General features: G+C 57.9%; 21 protein-coding genes and 1 tRNA gene. 10 read left to right on the top strand and 12 right to left on the bottom strand.

What is annotated here, in order from left to right; all coding sequences use genetic code 11:
- Positions 1-55: 55 nt before the first annotated feature.
- From pth to CDA63_RS07975, 5 genes are all read right to left on the bottom strand, one after another.
- The gene (gene pth / locus CDA63_RS07995) at positions 56-628 is read right to left on the bottom strand and encodes an aminoacyl-tRNA hydrolase (RefSeq protein ID WP_088463922.1); all 573 of its coding nucleotides are present in this window, start codon (positions 626-628) and stop codon (positions 56-58) included.
- 264 nt (positions 629-892) lie between these two features.
- Positions 893-1,465: a 50S ribosomal protein L25/general stress protein Ctc gene (locus CDA63_RS07990; RefSeq protein ID WP_088463921.1), complete on the bottom strand. Its 573-nt coding sequence runs from the start codon at positions 1,463-1,465 to the stop codon at positions 893-895.
- A 183-nt stretch (positions 1,466-1,648) separates the two neighbouring features.
- The gene (locus CDA63_RS07985) at positions 1,649-2,578 is read right to left on the bottom strand and encodes a ribose-phosphate pyrophosphokinase (protein ID WP_088463920.1); all 930 of its coding nucleotides are present in this window, start codon (positions 2,576-2,578) and stop codon (positions 1,649-1,651) included.
- 272 nt (positions 2,579-2,850) lie between these two features.
- A tRNA-Gln gene (locus CDA63_RS07980) sits at positions 2,851-2,923 on the bottom strand.
- Between the two features lie 59 nt (positions 2,924-2,982).
- Positions 2,983-3,171 (bottom strand): hypothetical protein, encoded by a 189-nt coding sequence (locus CDA63_RS07975; RefSeq protein WP_088463919.1) that lies wholly within the window; start codon positions 3,169-3,171, stop codon positions 2,983-2,985.
- A gap of 18 nt (positions 3,172-3,189) precedes the next feature.
- Between CDA63_RS07975 and atpD the strand changes: the two genes are divergently transcribed.
- The 5 genes from atpD to CDA63_RS07950 all read left to right on the top strand — a co-directional run bounded on the left by atpD (position 3,190) and on the right by CDA63_RS07950 (position 8,323).
- On the top strand, positions 3,190-4,695 hold the full coding sequence (atpD, locus tag CDA63_RS07970) for a F0F1 ATP synthase subunit beta (RefSeq protein ID WP_088463918.1): 1,506 nt from the start codon (positions 3,190-3,192) through the stop codon (positions 4,693-4,695).
- 95 nt (positions 4,696-4,790) lie between these two features.
- Complete coding sequence (locus CDA63_RS07965) at positions 4,791-5,030, top strand: F0F1 ATP synthase subunit epsilon (RefSeq protein ID WP_088463917.1); 240 nt, start codon at positions 4,791-4,793, stop codon at positions 5,028-5,030.
- Positions 5,031-5,132: 102 nt separating this feature from the next.
- Entirely contained in the window at positions 5,133-6,341 is a 1,209-nt protein-coding gene (locus CDA63_RS07960; RefSeq protein WP_088463916.1) for a trans-sulfuration enzyme family protein, read from the top strand.
- Between the two features lie 433 nt (positions 6,342-6,774).
- Entirely contained in the window at positions 6,775-7,227 is a 453-nt protein-coding gene (locus CDA63_RS07955) for a DUF2147 domain-containing protein (RefSeq protein WP_088463915.1), read from the top strand.
- A gap of 4 nt (positions 7,228-7,231) precedes the next feature.
- Positions 7,232-8,323, top strand: coding sequence for a DUF6268 family outer membrane beta-barrel protein (locus CDA63_RS07950; RefSeq protein ID WP_088463914.1), 1,092 nt, complete (start codon positions 7,232-7,234; stop codon positions 8,321-8,323).
- A 500-nt stretch (positions 8,324-8,823) separates the two neighbouring features.
- Here CDA63_RS07950 and CDA63_RS07945 read toward each other — a convergent pair whose 3' ends face one another.
- The 3 genes from CDA63_RS07945 to CDA63_RS07935 form a co-directional block, all read right to left on the bottom strand.
- Complete coding sequence (locus CDA63_RS07945; RefSeq protein ID WP_088463913.1) at positions 8,824-9,969, bottom strand: DegT/DnrJ/EryC1/StrS family aminotransferase; 1,146 nt, start codon at positions 9,967-9,969, stop codon at positions 8,824-8,826.
- A gap of 94 nt (positions 9,970-10,063) precedes the next feature.
- Positions 10,064-10,765, bottom strand: coding sequence for an acetyltransferase (locus CDA63_RS07940; RefSeq protein ID WP_165768237.1), 702 nt, complete (start codon positions 10,763-10,765; stop codon positions 10,064-10,066).
- A gap of 110 nt (positions 10,766-10,875) precedes the next feature.
- The gene (locus CDA63_RS07935; protein ID WP_088463911.1) at positions 10,876-11,517 is read right to left on the bottom strand and encodes a sugar transferase; all 642 of its coding nucleotides are present in this window, start codon (positions 11,515-11,517) and stop codon (positions 10,876-10,878) included.
- A 131-nt stretch (positions 11,518-11,648) separates the two neighbouring features.
- On the opposite strand from CDA63_RS07935, the gene CDA63_RS07930 reads away from it, so the two are divergent.
- Positions 11,649-12,476 carry a 4-(cytidine 5'-diphospho)-2-C-methyl-D-erythritol kinase gene (locus CDA63_RS07930; protein ID WP_088463910.1) on the top strand — a complete coding sequence of 276 codons (828 nt, stop codon included), beginning with the start codon at positions 11,649-11,651 and terminating at the stop codon, positions 12,474-12,476.
- Between the two features lie 10 nt (positions 12,477-12,486).
- Here the strand turns inward: CDA63_RS07930 and CDA63_RS07925 are convergent, their stop codons facing one another.
- The 3 genes from CDA63_RS07925 to tgt all read right to left on the bottom strand — a co-directional run bounded on the left by CDA63_RS07925 (position 12,487) and on the right by tgt (position 16,483).
- A complete protein-coding gene (locus CDA63_RS07925) occupies positions 12,487-13,410 on the bottom strand; it encodes a DMT family transporter (RefSeq protein WP_088463909.1) in 924 nt (307 codons plus the stop codon).
- A gap of 179 nt (positions 13,411-13,589) precedes the next feature.
- Positions 13,590-14,666 carry an LptF/LptG family permease gene (locus CDA63_RS07920; RefSeq protein WP_088463908.1) on the bottom strand — a complete coding sequence of 359 codons (1,077 nt, stop codon included), beginning with the start codon at positions 14,664-14,666 and terminating at the stop codon, positions 13,590-13,592.
- A 686-nt stretch (positions 14,667-15,352) separates the two neighbouring features.
- Positions 15,353-16,483 carry a tRNA guanosine(34) transglycosylase Tgt gene (gene tgt, locus CDA63_RS07915; protein WP_088463907.1) on the bottom strand — a complete coding sequence of 377 codons (1,131 nt, stop codon included), beginning with the start codon at positions 16,481-16,483 and terminating at the stop codon, positions 15,353-15,355.
- Between the two features lie 145 nt (positions 16,484-16,628).
- Between tgt and CDA63_RS07910 the strand changes: the two genes are divergently transcribed.
- The 4 genes from CDA63_RS07910 (at position 16,629) to CDA63_RS07895 (ending at position 19,640) form a co-directional block, all read left to right on the top strand.
- A complete protein-coding gene (locus CDA63_RS07910) occupies positions 16,629-17,741 on the top strand; it encodes a glycosyltransferase (RefSeq protein ID WP_165768236.1) in 1,113 nt (370 codons plus the stop codon).
- Positions 17,732-18,346 (top strand): RNA polymerase sigma factor, encoded by a 615-nt coding sequence (locus CDA63_RS07905; RefSeq protein ID WP_088463906.1) that lies wholly within the window; start codon positions 17,732-17,734, stop codon positions 18,344-18,346. Before CDA63_RS07910 ends, CDA63_RS07905 begins: the two co-directional genes overlap by 10 nt.
- Before the next feature lie 160 nt (positions 18,347-18,506).
- Positions 18,507-19,127 (top strand): 16S rRNA (guanine(527)-N(7))-methyltransferase RsmG, encoded by a 621-nt coding sequence (gene rsmG / locus CDA63_RS07900; RefSeq protein WP_088463905.1) that lies wholly within the window; start codon positions 18,507-18,509, stop codon positions 19,125-19,127.
- A 135-nt stretch (positions 19,128-19,262) separates the two neighbouring features.
- Positions 19,263-19,640: a hypothetical protein gene (locus CDA63_RS07895; protein WP_088463904.1), complete on the top strand. Its 378-nt coding sequence runs from the start codon at positions 19,263-19,265 to the stop codon at positions 19,638-19,640.
- Between the two features lie 213 nt (positions 19,641-19,853).
- On the opposite strand, the gene CDA63_RS07890 is transcribed toward CDA63_RS07895, so the two are convergent.
- Positions 19,854-20,570: a hypothetical protein gene (locus tag CDA63_RS07890; RefSeq protein ID WP_088463903.1), complete on the bottom strand. Its 717-nt coding sequence runs from the start codon at positions 20,568-20,570 to the stop codon at positions 19,854-19,856.
- Between the last annotated feature and the right edge of the window lie 52 nt (positions 20,571-20,622).

Raw genomic sequence — 20,622 nt, 5'->3', positions numbered from 1 at the left:
TCGGTAGAGATTCTTCGACTTCGCCTCCGCTCAGAATGAGGTCCCTTCTCTCATTCTACGCCTCCTTTACGTTCACCACGTTCATGGCGCGCTCCACGCCCTGCATCCCAAAGGCCAACACGGCTTCCCCGGCCTTCTCTAACCGTCCATCTAAATCAATCTGCTCGTCTTCTGAGAACGGGCTGAGCACGTAATCGACCTGCCGACCCTTGCCGAAGCTGGAGTCGATGCCGAAGCGCAGGCGGGCGTACTCGTCGGTGCCCAGCGTTTCCTGGATGTGCTTGAGGCCGTTCTGGCCCCCGGCCGAGCCTTTGGCTTTCAGGCGGAGCTTGCCGAAGGGCAGGGCCAGATCGTCGGTGACGACCAGCAGCTGGTCCTTCTCGATTTTGAGGATGCTCAGCCAGTGGGCGGCGGCCTTGCCGCTCAGGTTCATGTATGTGGTGGGTTTCACGAGCACGAACCGGCGGCCCTTGTGCTTGAACTCAGTGGTGAAGGCGTGGCGGCCCAGCTGCCAGGGCGCGGCCTCCTGCTTGCGGGCCAGCCAGTCGCCCACCATAAAGCCCACGTTGTGCCGCGTATCGGCGTATTCGGGCCCAATGTTGCCCAGGCATAAAATCAAAAAGACCACATCTCAGGATCACGGATTAGCACGGATTTTAACGGATTGCACGGATTTCGTAGCTGGCTCCGGATGGGGAATCCGTGGGAAAGCCCCGCTGCAAAAGTAGGCGTAGTTGGCCGAAGCCAGCTGCATCGTCCCGTAGCGCCGAAAAGCAAAAGAGCCACCCCGCTGCCGGAGTGGCTCTTTTTGCTTTTGGCGGAATTGTACAAACTCAGCTAATCGACTACAAAATCCGTGTAATTCGCTAAAATCCGTACTAATCCGTGATCCTTACTTGTCGGCAGCCAGCGTGCCTTTCAGGGCACGTGGGATGGCCACGGTAGCAATGGGGGCCTGGGGGCTGCTGAGGATGGTGTAGCCTTTGGCCTCTACCGCACTCACCTTGATCGACTTACCCAAAGCCAAGTCCGCAATGTTTACCTCCACGTAGTCGGGCAGGTTTTCGGGCGTGGCCTTCACCTTGATTTTGCGCAGCTTGCTTACCAGCTTGCCACCGGCCAGCACGCCCGGCGATACGCCTACGTACTTTACCGGGATTTCCATCTTCACTTCTTTGCCTTCTTCCAGCTCCAGGAAGTCAACGTGCAGCAGCATTTCGTTGACGGGGTGGAACTGCGAATCCTGCACGATGGCGCGGTAATGCGTGCCCTCAATGTTGAGGTCAACGATGTGCACCTCGGGGGTGTACAGCAACTCGCGGAACAGAATGGCAGGAACGGAGAAGTGCACCTGCTCGGCACCGCCATACAACACGCACGGTACGTACGAGTCGAGACGAACTGCCTTGGCGTTCTTCTTACCGAGATTCGCTCTTTTAAACCCTACAATCTCGAGGCTTTTCATAAAAAAGTGTTTTTGGGAAATAAATCCGCTTACCCACAGCAGGCAAACGGGCCGCAAAGATAGGCAGATGGATTGGCAATAGCGGCGTAGCGGTAGAAAAAGAACGTCATGCTGAACAGAGCCGAAGCATGACGTTCTTTTTCTGCCGCTACGCCGCTATGTGCGGTACTTCTAACAACACTTTTAGATAAACAACGAGCTGATCGACTCGTGGGTCACGACGTTGCGGATGGCCTGGGCGAACAGCGGGGCCAGCGTAATAACCCGGACTTTGGCGTTTTCCTCCTTGAGCGGAATCGTGTCGGTAATGACCAGTTCTTCCAGCACCGAGTTGCGAATCCGCTCGTGGGCCGGGCCGCTCAGTAGGCCGTGGGTGATGACGGCCCGCACCGATTTGGCCCCGCGTTCCATCAGCAGCTCGGCGGCCTTACAGATGGTCCCGGCCGTGTCCACGATGTCGTCCACGAGCACCACGTTCATGCCCGTGACGTCGCCGATGACCTGCATGGAGGCAATTTCGTTGGCCCGCAGGCGCATTTTGTCGCAGACCACGATTTCGGCTCCAAACTTTTTGGCAAAGCCCCGGGTCCGTACCACACCGCCTACGTCGGGCGAGGCGAAAATGAGGTTGTCGAGGCCCAGCGACTGGATGTAGGGGGCCATGACGGTGGCGCCGTCGAGGTGGTCGACGGGAATATCGAAGAAGCCCTGGATCTGTCCGGCGTGTAGGTCGCAGGTCATCAGGCGGTCGGTGCCCACGCTCTGCACGAAATCGGCCACTACTTTGGCCCCGATGCTCACGCGGGGCTTGTCTTTGCGGTCCTGGCGGGCATAGCCGTAGTAGGGCATCACGACGGTTACGGAGGCAGCCGAAGCGCGCTTGGCGGCATCCACCATCAGCATGAGCTCCATCAGGTTTTCGGCCGGCGGGTTGGTGCTCTGGATCAGGAACACGGCGCAGCCCCGGATGCTCTCGTTGAAGCTGGGCCCGAGCTCGGTATCGGCGAAGCGCTGGATGCTGAGGTCGCCGAGGGGCTGGCCAAACGCTTTGGCAATCTGCTGGCCGAGCTCGTGGGAGGCGTTACCGGCGAAAATTTTGACTTGCTGGGCCATGGGTAGATATCAAGAAGTAAGAGGTGGAAACGAAAAATTCTCCGGCTGGCCGGAACGCGGCCTGAAGGAGAATTGGGGAGGAGTGGCAAGAGAGAAGGGCCGGGGTACGGCGGCGGCGCGTGCTGCGCCGGAAAGAAAATCGGGGACAGCCAAGCTTTCGGACGGGGGCGAAGCAGCCGCTTGCCCCGCGGTAGCTGGGGCCCGGAAAGCGCGAAAGGCGCTGAATCTTCCGGCAGGGGAAGAATCAGCGCCTTTCGCGTTGTGGGAAACTGTTGTCCGACCAGGGCTCGAACCTGGACTTTCTTGAATCAAAATCAAGCGTGTTGCCAGTTACACCATCGGACAATTTCCGAGCGACCACCCGGAGCGGGTTGCCGTTTGGTTCTGCAAATGTACGGCGGCTTTTATTCCAGGCAAATTTCCGGCGAAAAATTTTCGCTGCTTTCTTCGCCTGGCAGGTGGTAGAAAGCCTTTTTGGTGCTGAAAATCAGCGATTCAGGGCCGAAAAAAAAAGTTGATGCGTGCCGCTTTCTGCCTGCTTTGGCAATGCGGGTATTAAGCCGTAGTTTTGCGGCCTGAATCGTTGCACCCATCCCAATCTATAAAAAGCAATGGCGAATACCGGCAAAATCACCCAGGTTATCGGTCCCGTCGTGGACGTGAGCTTTGCGGGTGAAGACTCCAAGCTTCCCAATATCCTCGACGCACTCGAAGTTACGAAAGGCAATGGCCAAGTAGTAGTTCTGGAAGTGCAGCAACACCTGGGCGAAGACCGGGTTCGCACCATCGCCATGGACTCGACCGAGGGCATGACCCGCGGCGCAGAAGTGCGCGACCTGGGCGCCCCGATGTCGATGCCCACCGGCGAAGGCATCAAGGGCCGCCTCTTTAACGTCATCGGCCAGGCCATCGACGGCATTCCGCAGCCCAAGAGCGACGGCCCGCTGCCGATTCACCGGCAGGCCCCGCCCTTCGAGGATCTGGCTACGTCGTCGGAAATCCTCTACACCGGCATCAAGGTTATCGATCTGCTGGCTCCTTATGTAAAGGGCGGTAAAATTGGCTTGTTCGGCGGTGCCGGCGTAGGCAAAACTGTACTCATCATGGAGTTAGTAAACAATATCGCCAAGGCCTACGCCGGTCTGTCGGTGTTTGCCGGCGTTGGTGAGCGGACCCGCGAAGGCAACGACTTGCTGCGCGAATTCATCGAATCCGACATCATCAAGTATGGCGACGCCTTCAAGCACTCCATGGAGCAGGGCGGCTGGGATTTGAGCAAGGTTGACGAAACCGAGCTGCTTAAGTCGCAGGCAACCCTCGTGTTCGGCCAGATGAACGAGCCTCCCGGAGCCCGGGCCCGCGTCGCCCTCTCGGGCCTCACGGTAGCCGAGAACTTCCGCGACGGCGACGGCACCGGTGCTGGCCGCGACATCCTGTTCTTCATCGACAACATTTTCCGCTTTACGCAGGCGGGCTCCGAGGTGTCGGCCCTGTTGGGCCGGATGCCATCGGCCGTAGGTTACCAGCCTACGCTGGCCACCGAAATGGGCGCTATGCAGGAGCGGATTACCTCCACCAAGCGCGGTTCCATTACGTCGGTGCAGGCCGTGTATGTGCCCGCCGATGACTTGACTGACCCGGCCCCGGCTAACACCTTTGCCCACTTGGATGCCACGACGGTACTGAGCCGCAAAATCGCCGAGCAGGGCATCTACCCCGCCGTTGACCCGCTGGACTCGACCTCGCGCATTCTGTCGGTTGATGTATTGGGCACCGAGCACTATAACACCGCCCAGCGCGTGAAAGAGCTGCTCCAGCGCTACAAGGAACTCCAGGACATCATTGCCATTCTGGGCATGGATGAGCTAAGCGAGGAGGATAAGTTGGTAGTAGGCCGTGCCCGTCGGGTGCAGCGTTTCCTGTCGCAGCCTTTCTTCGTGGCCGAGCAGTTCACCGGCCTAGCTGGCGTGCTCGTCGACATCAAGGATACCATCAAAGGCTTCAACGAAATCATCGACGGCAAGCACGACCAGCTGCCCGAAGCAGCTTTCAACCTGGTTGGCAGCATCGAAGATGCCCAAGCCAAAGGCGCGAAGCTGATGGCGGAAGCCAAGTAATTTTTGAGCTGTTAGCTGATGGCGGTTAGCTATTAGCTGCTAAGTGTTGGCTTCGGCCATCAGCTAACAGCTAACCGCTAAAAGCTCAAAAAAATATGCATCTGGAAATCATCACGCCCGACCGGAAAGTATTTGAAGGCGAGGTTACGTCGGCCCGCTTCCCGGGAGCCGATGGGTTTTTCGAAGTGCTCAACGACCACGCGCCGCTGATTTCGGCGTTGCGGGCCGGTGAAGTAGTGCTCAACGGCGGCGCTACCCGCTTCCAGATTGAAGGCGGCGTGGTGGAAGTGCTGCGCAACAACGTTATCGTATTGGCCGAAGGCGCTTCGGCGTAATCTTCGGGTTCCAGCTTCTACTGAAAAGCCTTTCCTTTGCGGGGAAGGCTTTTTGTTTGACCACCGATTCGCGCTCATTATCCGTGCCGACGTTAGTTTTAAATGGAGCAGTTAGTTGAGGTTGGTAAGAACGAAAAACCAGTGTCATCACGATTAATCAGCGCGAATCAGCGATTTATGCAGATCAACCCCAAAATCACCCCGATTTACCAGACCTCGGTTTTCAAGTTTGAGGACCTGAATGAGCTGGAGCTCTACTTCGGGGAGCCCGGTAGCCGGTACCTGTACTCTCGCAACGGCAACCCTAACTCCGACGAGTTGGCCGAGGCCGTGACGCGGCTGGAGAAAGGGGCCGGGGCGGTGGCAACGGGTTCGGGCATGGCGGCCATTTTCGCGGCCCTGATGACCTACTGCGCGGCCGGCGACCATGTCCTCTGCGCAGCCGATATCTACGGCGGCTCCTCATCATTGCTCGATCAGGAGCTGAGCCGGCTGGGTATTACCGTGAGCTACGTGCCCTTCGATGAGCTGACCGAAAACCTGGCTGCCCACGTGCAGCCCCGCACCCGGCTGCTTCTCTGCGAAACCATCAGCAACCCGCTGCTGCGGGTGGCCGACCTGCGAGCTGCTGCCGAAGCGGCCCACGCCCTGGGCCTGAAGCTGGTCGTGGACAACACCTTCGCCACGCCCGTGCTCACCCACCCCTTCGAATACGGCGCCGACCTCGTGATGCACAGCGTAACCAAGTACCTGGCCGGCCACTCCGATGTAACGGCCGGCGTGGTAGTGGCCCGCACCCCCGAAGACGCCGCCCGGCTTAAGCAAATCGGCACGTTGTTCGGGCTCACGCTGAGCCCGATGGAAAGCTGGCTGGCCGTGCGGGGCCTCAAAACCTTGCGCCTGCGAGTGGAGGCCCACTGCCGCAATGCCGAGGCCGTGGCCGAGCTACTGGCTCGCCACCCGGCGGTAGGAGAAGTGTTTTATCCGGGCCTCAACAGCCATCCGCAACATCTGCTGGCTGCCAACCAAGGTGGGGCGTTGTTCGGCGGCATGGTGTCGTTCCGGTTGGCTGATGATACCACCGAGGCCGTGAGCCGGTTCATGCGGGCCAGCCAACGGTTCCCGTTTGCGCCCTCGCTAGCCGGCGTCGATTCATCCTTGTCATACCCAGCGGGTACTTCACACCGGGCGCTTACTGAGGAGCAGCGCCAGAAGCTAGGCATTACAGCCGGGTTGGTGCGCTTGAGTGTTGGGATTGAGCTAACAACTGAACTACTGGCCGATTTGGCGCAGGCGCTAGACGCAAACTGATTCTTCGGCCGCTGTCCGACCCGCCGCCGTAGTAGCTACTGATGAATTGTGATGGCTCGTGCCAATGGGAGCAGCGAAGAACCAGGGTTGTAGTCATGCATACTGGTTCGTGGAGGTTTGCAGTACGAGAAGCCTGTGGGCTGCCGGCGTTCATTGGGGCATGATCTATTTGCGGGCTACAGGGTGGGCGAGGCGTATCGTTTCCGGCCCCACTCTAAGTTGAACTTGACCGAATTATGGTAGGAAGCCAGTTAAGTTTCTGTAAGTGAAAATATTACGATGTTAGTGGGACGCATTGTGAAAAAATAGAATTAAAACGGTGTTATAATATGATTAAAATTGTATTAAAGATGGTTTTTTTGAATTTTATTGCTTTTATTTGAGTAAAGCATTGATTTTCTTCTTCCCAACCCACCCATTTTTTTAGCAATTTATGAAGCTGCTCAAACAAAGCTTGCTCGCTTTACTACTCGTGTTTTTAACCTCGGTTGCGGCCTTGGCCGACAACTCGGACGCTGTAGTAGGCGTGTGGAAAAACGGTGAAGGAACGGGCATGATTCAGATTTACAAAAGCGGCGACAAATACTTTGGTCGCCTGGTGTGGCTGAAAGTAGCCAATAACCCCGACGGTACGCCCCGCACCGATATCAACAACCCGAATGAGTCGGCCCGTAAAAAACCATTGCGTGGGCTGGTAAATATGCGTGATTTCAAGTATGTAGGCGATAATAAGTGGGAAGACGGCCAGATTTACGACCCTAAGAACGGCAGCGACTACTCCTGCGAAATAACCCTCACCGACCCCAATACGCTGGAGGTACGCGGCTTCATCGGCGTCTCGCTCTTCGGCCGTACCGACGTGTGGAAGCGGCAGGTAAAGAAGTAGGTCGATGCACAATTTCTACTTCCGCCTGTTTTCTGCGGTCTTATTAGTTCTGAGTTCTGTACTCGCGGCCCCGGTCTGCGCCCAGGACCTGCCTGCTGCTCCCGACTCGCTAGGCCTAGATGATTTTGGTGGCTTCGGTAACGCCGACGCTACCGATAACCGCCCCTACGCCAGCCAGAAAGTGCTGTCCCAGAGCCCTACCAAGCTCATTTCAGTGGGATATGAGGCGCAACTGCCCTTCGACTTAACCTCGATCGGTCCTCACCAGCCCGTGCTCATTAATCCTGGTCCCGGGCCTACTCCATCGCCCAATACCGAAATAACCGAACGCGTCGACCGCTTCGCGGGGTTACGGTTGGGCTTTAATGCCCCGGTTATTTCCAACTCCAGTCTGATTCTGAACCTGGGGCTCACTTATTGGAACACTGGCGTAGGGGTGGCTAATGCGGAGCGGACTCCGTTACTCCGCTCCCTGGAAGACGGACTGCGCTCAACGGGTTTCAACGCTACCGTGTTCCGGCCCTTCAACGAGAAGAACTATTTGCTGGTGCAAGGCAACGTCGACCTCAACGGTACTTACCGCAACTTAGACGACGTGAGCAGTAAGGCGATTACTTACAGCGGTACAGCTATTTACGGCTGGAAACCCAACGAGAATTTCATGTGGGGTTTGGGCGTTACCCGCACCTACCGGGCCGGGCAGCTACTGCATATTCCGGTGATATATTACTTCCGCACATTCAACCCAAAATGGGGCGTAGAAGCCATTTTCCCGGCCCGCGTAAACCTACGGCGCAATTTTGGGGCAAACTCGCTGGTCACGCTCGGCTACGAGATTGAAGGCAACGCTTACTATCTCGGACCCGTGAACGGCCAGGATGCATATCTGCGCCGGGGTGAACTGAAGCCACGCATCACGTACGAGCGGCAATTGGCAGGATTCATCTGGCTCTCGGCTCAGGCAGGATACCGCTATAACTACCGCTTCAACGTCTTCAGCGACCAAAACCCCGTCGGTGACAACAACCCGCTGTACGACAACTCTCTGGGCAATCCGCTCTACTTCAACCTGAGTATTAACCTAGTCAGCCCCTGATGCATATGCCCCGGCATTGCGGTCGGTTCTAAAGTCACTCAGCTACCCAGTCAACCACATTTTCCGCATGTGAGCTGGTTTTAGGCCACGCCTGCTGCAACAGGCGTGGCCTTTCTGATGACGGGGATGAGAACTTCCCAGTGCCGCTGCAAATGCCGATTTGATGTTAGAGTGCCGTTCGGGGCCGTAAGTTCTCTGGTGGCCGCAACCGGATACCGGCGGAGCTATGGCGCAGCTCTTCTATCAGCAGTTGGCAGACAGCTAACAAAGTCAATTTACTGGCTGATAGGGAGACTGGAAGAGGCTAAATGGCGCATTTCCACATCGCACCTTGCCTGTGGCAAACTGTAACTCATTCGATACCCAGCCCAGCACTAACTTCGCGTGTGCATGTAATAATATACCAGAAATAGAGCCAGTATACTCACAATTGATTGTTTTGTACTCTATAAACTGGCTGGGGAACATTATGTGCTGCTGTTTGGTAGATTGTACTGATTTCAGGCGGGAAATAAGGCCCGAACCGCGGAAGCCACGCGGCGCAAGTCGGTATCGGACATAGCTGAGCCGGAAGGTAGGCAGAGGCCGCGGGTAAATAAGTCGGTACAAACTTCGCCGCCGTACATGGGCACGCTCGCGAAAAGCGGCTGCAGGTGTAGCGGCTTCCAGAGCGGGCGGCTCTCTACGTTGTGAGTTTCGAGGTGCAGGCGCAGTTGCTCGGGCGTAACGGTGGTTTCGGCTGGGTCGAGGAGCAGGCAACTGAGCCAGCGGTTGCTGCGGCCCCCGGCCGGCTCGGTAGGGCCGAAGGACAGGCCAGGCATACCCTGGAGCTTGTCTTGGTACCAGGCATAAATTTCGCGGCGCTTCTTCACGCGCTCATCCAGCAAACCCATCTGGCCCCGGCCGATGCCGGCGAGTAGGTTGCTGAGGCGGTAGTTGTAGCCCAGCTCCGAGTGTTGGTAATAAGGGGCATCGTCGCGGGCCTGGGTAGCCCAGGAGCGGGCTCTGGCGGCCCAGTCGGCGTTGTTGGTCACCAGTACGCCGCCGCCGCTGGTAGTCAGGATTTTGTTGCCGTTGAACGAGAACACCCCCACGGCCCCGAACGAGCCCAGCGCCTGGCCCTCGTAGGTGGCGCCCAGGGCCTCGGCGGCATCTTCGAGCACCGGTACCCCGAACTCGGCGGCCACGGCCATAATTTCGCGCAGCTTACACGGCATTCCGTACAGGTGCACCACAATAAGGGCCCGGGGTTGGCGGTTTTGGCGGCGCCGGTCTTCCAGCGCCTCCCGCAGCCGCTTGGGGCACATGTTCCAGGTTTCGGCTTCGCTATCGATAAAAACCGGCGTGGCCCCAAGGTAGGTGATGGGGTTGGCCGTGGCCACGAACGTGAACGAGGGGCACAGCACTTCATCGCCGGGACCTACGCCCAGCAGCCGCAGCCCCAGGTGAATGGCGGCCGTGCCCGAGTTGAGAGCCAGCGCGTGCTTTACCCCGGTGAAGGCACAGATATCCTGCTCGAAACCATCGAGGTTGGGGCCTACCGGAGCTACCCAGTTGTCTTCGATGGCCTTGTGCAGGTAGTTGAGCTCGTGACGACCAAGATGAGGCGGGGAGAGGTAGAGGCGGTCGTAATCCTGACTGTGCATAGTGGGGTTTCTCGGGGTCTTCTCGCGAAGGTTCGCGCTGGGAAGCGCGGAAATAAAGGAAATTCGGGGCTAAGCGTTCAGAGTGGCGGGTGGCTTACCGCTCCACTACCCGGGCCGGTACGCCCACGGCCGTGCAGTTGGCGGGCAGGTTACCGATGGCCACGGCGCCGGCCCCAAGTACGGTGCTGGCCCCAATGCGGACTTGCTGGAGCACAGTGGCGTTGGTGCCCAGGTACACGCCCGCCTCCAGGTGGGCCGCACCGCCCACGTTGGCGTGAGGCATCAGGGAGCAGAAATCATCTAGCAGAGCATCGTGGCCGATGGTGCAGCCTAGGTTCAGGAGCACGTGCCGGCCCAAGCGGATATCGGTGGTCAGAATGCAGCCCTGGGTAATGATGCAACCGGCTCCCACCTCCAGATGCTGGTACGATTCGGCGCTGACGTTGGGGTGAATGAGGGAGGGGAAGTGCAGGCGGGGCGAGGTGAGCCGGCCCACTACGGCGGCCCGGCCGGCGCTGCTGCCCACGGCCACGGCCACGGCCAGCGGGGTAGGGGTGGCGTTGAGGTCGGTGGTGGTGCCTAGGTAGCGCAGGCCGTGGATGAGGTCGGTGGCGGGTGCCTGGTCGTCGTAGAACCCTGTCAGCTCCCAGGTAGGGGCCACGGCGTTGAGCTGGCGCAGTAGTACCAGCACCTCGCGGCCCAGTCCGCCGGCCCCAAAAATAGCCAGCTGGCGCGGGGTAGCCGTCTCGGGCGGAGCAGTAGTGGCGGGCGTGGCGGGGCTGCTGGAAATATGCACGATTAGGGCGGGAAGTAGGGTAAAAGAAGCGGTGGGCGAGGGGCTGCTAGTGGGCCGTATACGGGTTGGCAAAAACCCGCTTGCCCACCGGTTGGCAACTGGTGGGGCGTTTAATCATCAAGTGAAGAAGCCGCCGTGCCGGTGAAGGCCGTGGTGGTGGCCTGGCCGGGCGCCGCAATGCCCCGGGCCCCGAGCACCCGGCACACGGTACGCAGCATAATCTTCATATCCAGCCCAAACGATAGATGGTCCACGTACCAGACGTCGAAAGCAAACTTTTGTTCCCAGCTGATGGCGTTGCGGCCGTTGACCTGGGCCCAGCCCGTAATGCCGGGCCGTACCGCGTGGCGGCGGGCCTGCTCGGGCGAGTACAGCGGCAGGTACTGCACCAGCAGCGGCCGGGGGCCCACCAGGCTCAGGTCGCCGCGCAGCACGTTCCAGAGCTGGGGCAGTTCATCGAGGGAGGTGGCCCGCACCCAGCGGCCGAGGCGGGGCAGGCGCTCGGCGTCGGGCAACGGCTGGCCTCGGTCGTCGCGCCGGTCGGTCATGGTCTGGAGCTTATAGAAGGGGAAGATGCGTCCTCCAAGGCCCGGCCGGGGCTGGCGAAACAGCCACGGCCCCCCGTTCTGCCAAGCCAGAGCCGCCGCCACCGGCAGCAGCAGCGGCGCGGCCAGCAGCAGCGCCGGAGCGGCCAGGGCCACGTCGAGCAGTCGTTTGCCGCGCCGGGCGTACCAGTTGTTGGAAGTGAACATTTGAGGAGCCGCAAGCTTTAAGCCGCAAGCTACAAGCTTATTTGTGCTGTAGGCCGCACCCTTCAAGCTACAAGCTGACGGTCGGACATAAGCTTGCAGCTTGTAGCTTGCGACTTGTAGCTCAAAAATCCATGCTCGTTTTCCCCAACGCCAAGCTCAACCTGGGCCTATATATTACCGGCCTGCGGCCCGACGGCTTCCGCAACCTCGAATCGGTGTTTGTGCCGCTGCCCTGGTCCGATGCCCTGGAGGTGCTACCCGCCGCCAAGGGCACCGAAACTACGCTCACCCTCACCGGCCTGCCCATTCCCGGCGAGCCGGCCACCAACCTGTGCAAAAAAGCCTACGAGCTGCTGGCTGCTGATTTCGACCTGCCCCCGGTGCAGATGCACTTGCATAAAGACGTGCCCATCGGGGCCGGCCTGGGCGGTGGTTCTGCCGACGCGGCCTTTGCTCTCAAGGCCCTTAACACGCAGTTTAAACTGGGCCTGGCGCCCGAGCAGCTCGAAAGCTACGCCCGCCGCTTGGGGTCTGACTGTGCCTTTTTTATCCATAACCAACCCGTTTTCGCCCATTCCCGGGGGGATATGTTCGAAGAGCTGGACTTTGCCCTCGACCTCACCGGTACGCCTTGCCTGGTCGTCTATCCTGGCCTGCACATCAGTACGGCCGAAGCCTACGCCCGCGTGGTGCCCCGCGCCCCGCGCCACGACCTGCGCCAAAGTCTGCGGGAGCCGATGGCAACCTGGCGTGACACCGTCAGCAACGATTTCGAAGAGGCCCTGACCCCATTCTATCCGGTGCTCGGCGACATCAAGCAGCAGCTTTATGCTGCCGGGGCCACCTACGCCAGCCTCTCGGGCTCCGGTTCGGCCGTGTATGGTCTGTTTCCCGGGTTCTCGGAAGTTCCAGACCTGACGTGGCCGGCCGGCTACACGGTCTGGAGCGGGCAGCTGTAGGAAGGGAGAATTACGCCGTAACCGGGTTGCGCTTCAGCAGCCGGCGCTTGTCCCAACGGTCCAGCAGCGGGTGGATGAGGACGCTGAGCAGGATGATGAGCGTGCCGGCGTAGAAGCCGGGGGAGAGTTTTTCTTCCTCGAAGCCCGACACGTGCAACGTGTACATAAGCACGGCCAGCAGGATGCCGTACACCGGCTCCAGGTTGATGGTAAGGTTGACCACGAAGGCCGAAATGCGCTTCATCAACTCCACCGAGGCCGAGAAGGCGTACACCGTGCACACGCCGGCCAGCAGCGCCAGCCACAACCAGTCGTAGCCCGAAAGCGCCAGTTGCAGGCCCTTACCGGCCGTGAAGTAGCGGCTATAGACCGGGAAAAACAGCGCGATGCTCAGGCAGGCACCCAGCATTTCATAGAGCGTGAGCCGCAGGGGTGGGTGCTGCTTCACGAGCTTGGAGTTGAGCACGCTGAACAGCGCCGACAAGCCCGCCGAAATAATAGCCACGCCCAGGCCCAGCAACTGATCCAGCTCGGCCTGCGACACCACGTAAAGACCTACCATCGTGAGCAAACCCAGCGCCACCTCGTAGCCGCGCACCTTGCGCCAGAGCACCAGCGGCTCGAGCAGCGAGGTCCAGAGGGCCAGCGTGGCCATGCCCGCCAGGCTCACGCTCACCGAGGAGAGGCGGGCGGCCAGAAAGAACGTAATCCAGTGCACGGCCACCAGCGCGCCCACGCCCAGCAGCCGCAGCACGTCGGCCGTAGGAATGCGCCAAGGCCGCCGCCGGACCACCAGCAGCCCCAGCAGCCCCACGCTGGCCAGCCCCGTCCGCCAGAATACCAGCTCCACCGGCGGTACCGAAATCAGCTTGCCCAGAATGGCCGTGAAGCCCCAGAGCAATACGATAAAATGCAGGCGTAAATAGTCTTTCACAGGAAGGTGAACTGATGAGGTAGTGAACTAGTGAGTTTGACGTTCGAGCGGGAAAGGCGAGAAGAGCACGTCATTCAGAGCGCAGCGAAGAATCTCACGTGCTGATGCTGACGTTACAATGGAAACTCAGCATCAGCACGTGAGATTCTTCGCTGCTCTGAATGACGTGCTCTTCTCGCCTACTGCGGTATCACCCGATACAGCACGCCGCCGATAATGGTGAACACGATGCTCGGGACCCAGGCGGCCAGCAGGGGCGAGAGGGTGCCCACGGCGGCCAGGTTGCGGCTCAGAATGACGAAGATGATGAACACGAAGGCCAGCACGAAGCCCAGCGCAATTTGCCCGCCCACACCAGCGCGACTCTTGCGGGCGCTCATAATCACGCCAATCACCGTGAGAATAAACATGGCGTAGGGGTAAGCAAACCGTTCGTTCTTCTCGCTCAGGTACACTTGGGTGTCGTCGGCGCCGCGGGCTATTTTCTGGTTGATGTAGCGGTTAAGTTCGGGCAGCGTCAGGGTTTCGGCCAGGCGGTAGGTGCTGGCGAAGTCGCGGGGGAACAGGTTGAGGGTGGTGTCGCGGGCGGGCAGGGATTTGAGGGTTTCCTTCTCGCCGTTGAAGGTGCGCCGCAGTTGGGGCGTGAGGTGCCAGGCCTGCTTGGTCGAGTCCCAGCTGATGGACTCGGCCGTGAGGCGGCGCTTGAGCAGCTGCCCATCGATGGTTTCAAGCGCGAACTTATAGCCCACGTTGTTCACATTGTCGTAGCTCTCCATGAAGGCGTAATCCTGGGGCCCGATTTTGATGTGCACGTTGCGCCCGCTGAACCGGTAGGGGTTCTTGATGTACTTTTTCTCGAACTCGACCCGCGTTTTGTTGGCTATCGGAATCAGCCAGCCCGTCATGGCCATCGTGAGGCCCCCGAGAATGGCGCTGCCCATGATATAAGGCAGCAGAAACCGCTTGAAGCTGATGCCCGAGGCCAACATGGCCACCACTTCGGTGCGCGAGGCCAACTGGGCCGTTACGAATACCACCGCAATAAACACCGTGATGGGGGAGAGTAGGTTGGCGAAGTACGGAAACAGGTTCACGTAGTACTCCGATACAATCTGCCAGGCCCCGAGGTCGTGCTGAATAAAATCGTCGTTTTTCTCCGTGAAGTCAATCACGCAGATGACCGACACGAGCATCACCACCGTGAAGAAAAACGCGGTGAGAAACTTCGTGATGATATACTTATCGAGAATCTTCAATGGAATGATTCATTTCTATTATGGAGGTCAATCAAGCTATTGTGAGGAGTTGGTGCGGTGCAGAAGTATGTGACGAGCGAACAGTAGCGTTAGTAAAGAACCAAGTTTAAAGCACGCTGCTTCGGCCGGAGGAAGCATTGACGGAATTGTGCTAAGCGGAGGATATATAGTCCAGCCTTCTGATGAATAGAAAGGCCACCAGTATTCAGATCTAGAAAAACTGTAACTCTGATCATTCAATAATGGGGTACTAGCAAAATGAAATACCGTTCCCAAAATATACGTTATCAATAGAATGAAAAATAACTGTGTAGATAAATTTTTGGTAGAATTAGAAGTTGAAAGCAGAAAGCGAAAACCACTGATTTGATTAAAGAATAATCCCGTAAACAGGCAGATCGAACTGAAAATGATAGAAATCCAGAATGGACATAACCAGACAAAATAAAGAAATATCTTTCCCAGATAATACTGCCAAATACCTGATGCACTAGCAGCCGAAGTGCCTGGAATTGTTATGGTTTCTGTACTGCTATATTCAGCGCCATAATTAAGTAGTCCGAAGGATATGCTGAAATCAAAGGCTATGAACAGCAAGCAGTACAAGACTGGTAAACCAATTAGCAGTAGCCATAAAAGGACACGTAACAAGCGGGTAGCGGCAGACTGCATAATTTAGAACCAGCTTACAAGCGCGTCATCAGCTTTTTTACCATCACCTCTTTCCACTCCCGGAACGTGCCGGCCAGGATTTGCTCGCGGGCCTGCTTTACCAGCCAGAGGTAGAAGGTGAGGTTGTGGATGGAGGCCACTTGGGGGCCGAGCATTTCCTTGCTGTGGAAGAGGTGACGCACGTAGCTGCGCGAATAAAACGTGCTTACATAGCCGCCCAGCTCCGCGTCAATCGGCTCGAAGTCGTCGGCCCACTTGCGGGCGGCAATGTTCATGATGCCCTGGGTGGTGAACAGCATGCCGTTGCGGGCGTTACGGGTCGGCATCACGCAGTCGAACATATCTACGCCCAACGCAATATTTTCCAGAATATTGGCCGGCGTGCCCACGCCCATCAGGTAGCGGGGCTTGTCGGGAGGCAGAATGTCGCAGACCAGCTCGGTCATTTCGTACATCAGTTCGGCCGGCTCGCCCACGCTCAGGCCCCCGATGGCGTTGCCCTCGCGCCCCTGCTCGGCCACAAACTCGGCCGACTTCACGCGTAAATCCTTGAACGTGGAGCCCTGCACAATCGGGAACAGCGTCTGGGAATAGCCGTAGTGGCCCTCGGTGCTGTCGAAGCGGGCGATGCAGCGCTTCAACCAGCGGTGCGTCATGTCGAGCGAGCGGGCGGCGTAGTCGTACTCGCAGGGCCAGGGCGTGCACTCGTCGAAGGCCATGATGATGTCGGCCCCGATGGTGCGCTGGATATCCATGACGCCCTCGGGCGAGAACAAGTGCTGCGAGCCATCAATATGGGAGCGGAATTTCACGCCCTCCTCCTTGATTTTGCGCGTGCCACTCAGCGAATACACCTGGTAGCCGCCCGAATCGGTGAGAATGGGGCCGTCCCAGCCGTTGAACTTGTGCAGGCCGCCGGCTTTGCTGATGACTTCCAGGCCCGGGCGCAGGTAGAGGTGGTAGGTATTGCCGAGGATAATCTGGGCCTTGATGTCGTCCTTCAGGTCGCGCTGCTGCACGGCTTTCACGGTGCCAGCCGTGCCCACGGGCATAAAAATGGGCGTTTCTATCGAGCCGTGGTCGGTGTGCACCACCCCGGCGCGGGCTTTGGAGTGCGGGTCGGTCGCGAGTAAGTCGAAGGTCATGGAGAAAGCTGCAAGCGGCAAGCCACAAGCTACAAGTGGAGGGCTACAAGGCAAAGCTTGCGGCTGGCAGCTTGTGGCTTGCAGCTTTCAAACCACAAAGGTACTCCGAATGCCTACTTTTACCGCTCGAAATCCCTGCTGCCCCTTGTCGTTTTCTTTTTCTCCGGCCATCTGGCTGTTGCTGGCGGCCCTGCTGGTGCAGTGCTTCTACGCGGCCTACTACTTCTGGCCCTTCGCCCGCCGCGCCCCCGAGCCAGCTGCCGGCCCCGACGACGCGCCCGTTTCCGTGCTGGTGTGCGCCCACAACGAGCAGGCCAACCTGGCGCGCCTGCTGCCCCTGCTGTTGGCCCAGGACTACCCCGCCGAACTGCTCGAAATTATCCTCATCGACGACCGCTCGACCGACGACACCCAGCAATTGGCCCGGCAGTTTCCGCGGGTGCACCTGGTGGCGGTAACGCACACGCCGGCCGGCCTCGCACCCAAAAAATACGCCCTCACGCTGGGCATTAAAGCCGCCCGCCACGAGCGCCTGCTCTTTACCGATGCCGACTGCGTGCCGGCTACCAATCAGTGGGTCAGGCTTATGCAACGGGGCTTTGCCGGGCCCGCCGAACTGGTGCTCGGGTATTCGGCTTATGGGGCCGAGCCTGGGTTTCTAAATAAACTGATTCGGTTTGAAACATTGCTGACCGGGGCGCAGTTTCTGTCGTTCGCGTGGCGCGGCCAGCCCTATATGGGGGTGGGGCGCAACCTGGGCTACACCAGCGCGGCCTTTCGGTCGGTGAAGGGCTTTGCCTCCCACATCCGCACGCTCAGCGGCGACGACGACCTGCTGGTGCAGGACGTGGTGGCGGCCGGGGCCCGGGCGGCCGTAGTGGCCGAGCCAGCCGCCCACACGCTCAGCGTGGCCGAGGCTACCTGGGGCGCGTGGTGGCGGCAGAAGCGCCGCCATTTATCGGCCGGCCGGCAGTACCGGCTGGCCGACCGGATACGCCTCGGACTGTTCGTGGGGGCCAACTTGTTGTTCTACGGTGTGGCACTCGGCCTGCTGTTTTCTCGCGCCGATTGGGTACCTTTGACTACTTTGTTCCTGCTACGAACCGGCCTTGTTGTTGGCGTTTACCAACAACTCGACCGTAGGCTCGAAGGGCAATTGCCCGCTGGCTGGCTGCCAGCTCTCGACGCCGCGTATTTCTTTTATTACCTCGCCCTGGGAATCTCCTTATTCCTCAACCGCTCGCTCCGATGGAAGTAAATCAGGAAAAACAGTTCTCCGCCAAGGCCAAGCACGACTTCAAGCTGATTCGGGCCGCCGTGGAGAACAACGACGAAAAAGCGTACGCCGAGCTGATGCAGATCTACAAAAAGCCGGTTTACCACGTCGTGCTTAAAATGGTGCGCAACACCGACGATGCCGACGACCTCACGATTGAGGCCTTCGCCAAGGCGTTCAAGAACCTGCACAAATTCAACCCCGAGTACGCCTTCAGCACCTGGCTGTTCCGCATCGCCACCAATAACTGCATCGATTTTATTCGCAAGAATAAGATCAAGACGATGTCGATTGACTCGGCCATCAAAATTGATAACGGCGACGAAATTACCATCGACTTCCGCGACCAAAACCTGAACCCGCAGGAGACGACCATCAAGAACCAGAAAATCGAAATCATGCAGCACGTCGTGTCGCGGCTGCCCGATAAGTACCAGCGCCTCGTAACGCTGCGCTACTTCGATGAGTTGAGCTACGAGGAAATTGCCACCGAGCTCAAGGCACCCTTGGGCACCGTGAAAGCCCAGCTCCACCGCGCCCGCGAGCTGCTCTATGACATGGTGAAAGGCAAGAAAGAAATTATCTAGCTTAGGAGCTGAGTATCCTACACAACGTCATTCAGAGCGAAGTGAAGAATCTCGCGGGCGGTCATTGCAATGGTATTGTTACTACTGCAACGACCGCCCGCGAGATTCTTCGCTTCGCTCTGAATGACGTTCTATTGCATCGCCATTTCACTCTCCCCTTATGTCCCTGCTCGACCATTACTTCCCCCACCTCACCGACCACCAGCGCCAGCAGTTCGGGCAGCTCGAAACCGAGTTTCGGGGCTGGAACGAGCGCCTCAACCTGGTAGCCCGCTCCGACATGGATAACTTCGCCGAGCGCCACCTGCTTCACTCGCTCGGCATTGCCCGGGTGGTGGAGTTCGCGCCCGGCTCGTCGGTGCTCGATGTGGGGACGGGCGGGGGACTGCCAGGCCTGCCACTGGCCATCCTGTTCCCGGAGGTGAAGTTTCACCTCGTTGACAGCATCGGCAAAAAGATTAAGGCCGTGCAGGAAATGGCCCACGCCCTGCACTTGCCCAACGTCACGGCCGAACAAATCCGGGCCGAGCAGCTGCGCCCCAAGTACGACTACATCGTAAGCCGCGCCGTGGCCCGCTTGGCCACCTTCCACACCTGGATTGCCCACCGCTACAAGCCCCACGCCGAAGCCGCCCCCGGCAGCGGCCTCTACTACCTCAAAGGCGGCGACCTGACCGAAGAGATTGCCGAATCGGGCCTCAAAACCCAAGTAACAGATTTGAGCGAATTCTTTGCGGAAGAGTTTTTCGAGACAAAAAAAGTAGTGGTAGTGCCGGCGTAGGGTTTACTAGTGCTCCGACGCCTGTAGCGTTTTATAAATGACCGTTTAAGTAATGTTACGCGCCAATTCATACGTTGTAGATGGCTTGCATTTCATTGAATGAGGTCAGTACTTTCATATTTCTACCTGTGCCCGATGGAAGTAGAAACCGAATTTTTAATCGCCGTCCTGCGCCAATCGCCCCAAGGCTCCTTATGGCGCCTTTCGAAAGACTCGTGGGAGGAACTGCCACGCGTGCTTGAGCCGGACTTACTTCATAGCCACGAAGCTTATTGGCATGTATGCATTACATCTGCCAATCGTGAGCGGCTTTTGGCCATGACGGAGGTACATGAGCTACCAGAGAAGGTGGTGCATATGTCTATCACCACAGCTCAAGGGCACACTTTCTTTAGAGGCTTGGACCACTTGGATACCATCATCTGTGATATCGGCTTTCAAGATCTAAAACGCGTTTGCAGTGATTTTCTTAGCCTAGAGCTAAGCATCATCAAGATGGGAGGTTCCTTGTAGTACGTTCTTCAAAAGCGTTTCGCAGATGCCTCTTTGAAGCGCTGCTCCCGTCAAAGTACTACAATCAGACTTTTGGGAGCGAGAGGGTACGACCGCACTGATTCCGTGATGTCGCGTATAATTGCTTTTATGTTAAGGGATGAAATCAGGAATTCCTGCGCCAAATGGGAAGACTCTGGCATGAGTAAAATGCAATCTGATAAGTGCCTATGCCTAATCAAAGTCAGAAATCATCTGTCTTGATTCCGTTAAGTTCATCACTTTTAGGCTAGGATCCACTACAAATAACTGGTCCGGTATGGGTCGAGAATTAAGGGTCTTAGCAGAATAATGAGTTAACCAGCTTCCATCCCCGTTGGTGAACTGCAAAGGCGTACCAGACAGAGTCAGAATGGAAGGAAAGATGGACCCTAATGACAAGTCGATTGCCTTTGTTACTACTGCTTCTGATTCATTGTCTGTCCCTTTCGCTAAAGTGATTCGTTCAGCCGGCAAGCCTAACCATTGAACACTTTCTAAGATTTGTTTCGGCTGATGCCGTCTGTTCAACCGGGTAAGCACCTGCTTGCGTTGTAGCTGGTTTTCTTCCTCATAGCTAACAAACATAACCAACTTGCTAGATGCAGCAAACGTGCTATCCGAGAATTCTATCCAGGTATAGGTACCTGTGAGATTGCGCACATGAATTTCCTTCTGCGTATCGGCCGGATTCCAGTAGTTCGTCTTCCACACTTCTAAGCGGGTGGCATCTGCTTTTCGGTACACGACGAGTTGAGTCGCAATATAGACTGCCGGGTGTCTTTCGAGCCGGCGCACAGTATCTGCTTGATAGATAATCTCTCCCTCTCGAAATAAGGACTGGGCTTGCAAGAAGAAAGGCGAAACGCTGAGTAACAGACAGAGCAGTAATATCTTTTGAATAGCATTCATAAATCAGGTTTTAAATGGTCGGATAAGTGAGTGCAATTATATTAAAAGTTGG

The sequence above is a fragment of the Hymenobacter amundsenii genome (assembly GCF_002204745.1).
Classification (GTDB): domain Bacteria; phylum Bacteroidota; class Bacteroidia; order Cytophagales; family Hymenobacteraceae; genus Hymenobacter; species Hymenobacter amundsenii.
This window is presented reverse-complemented; position numbering and strand designations above follow the sequence as displayed.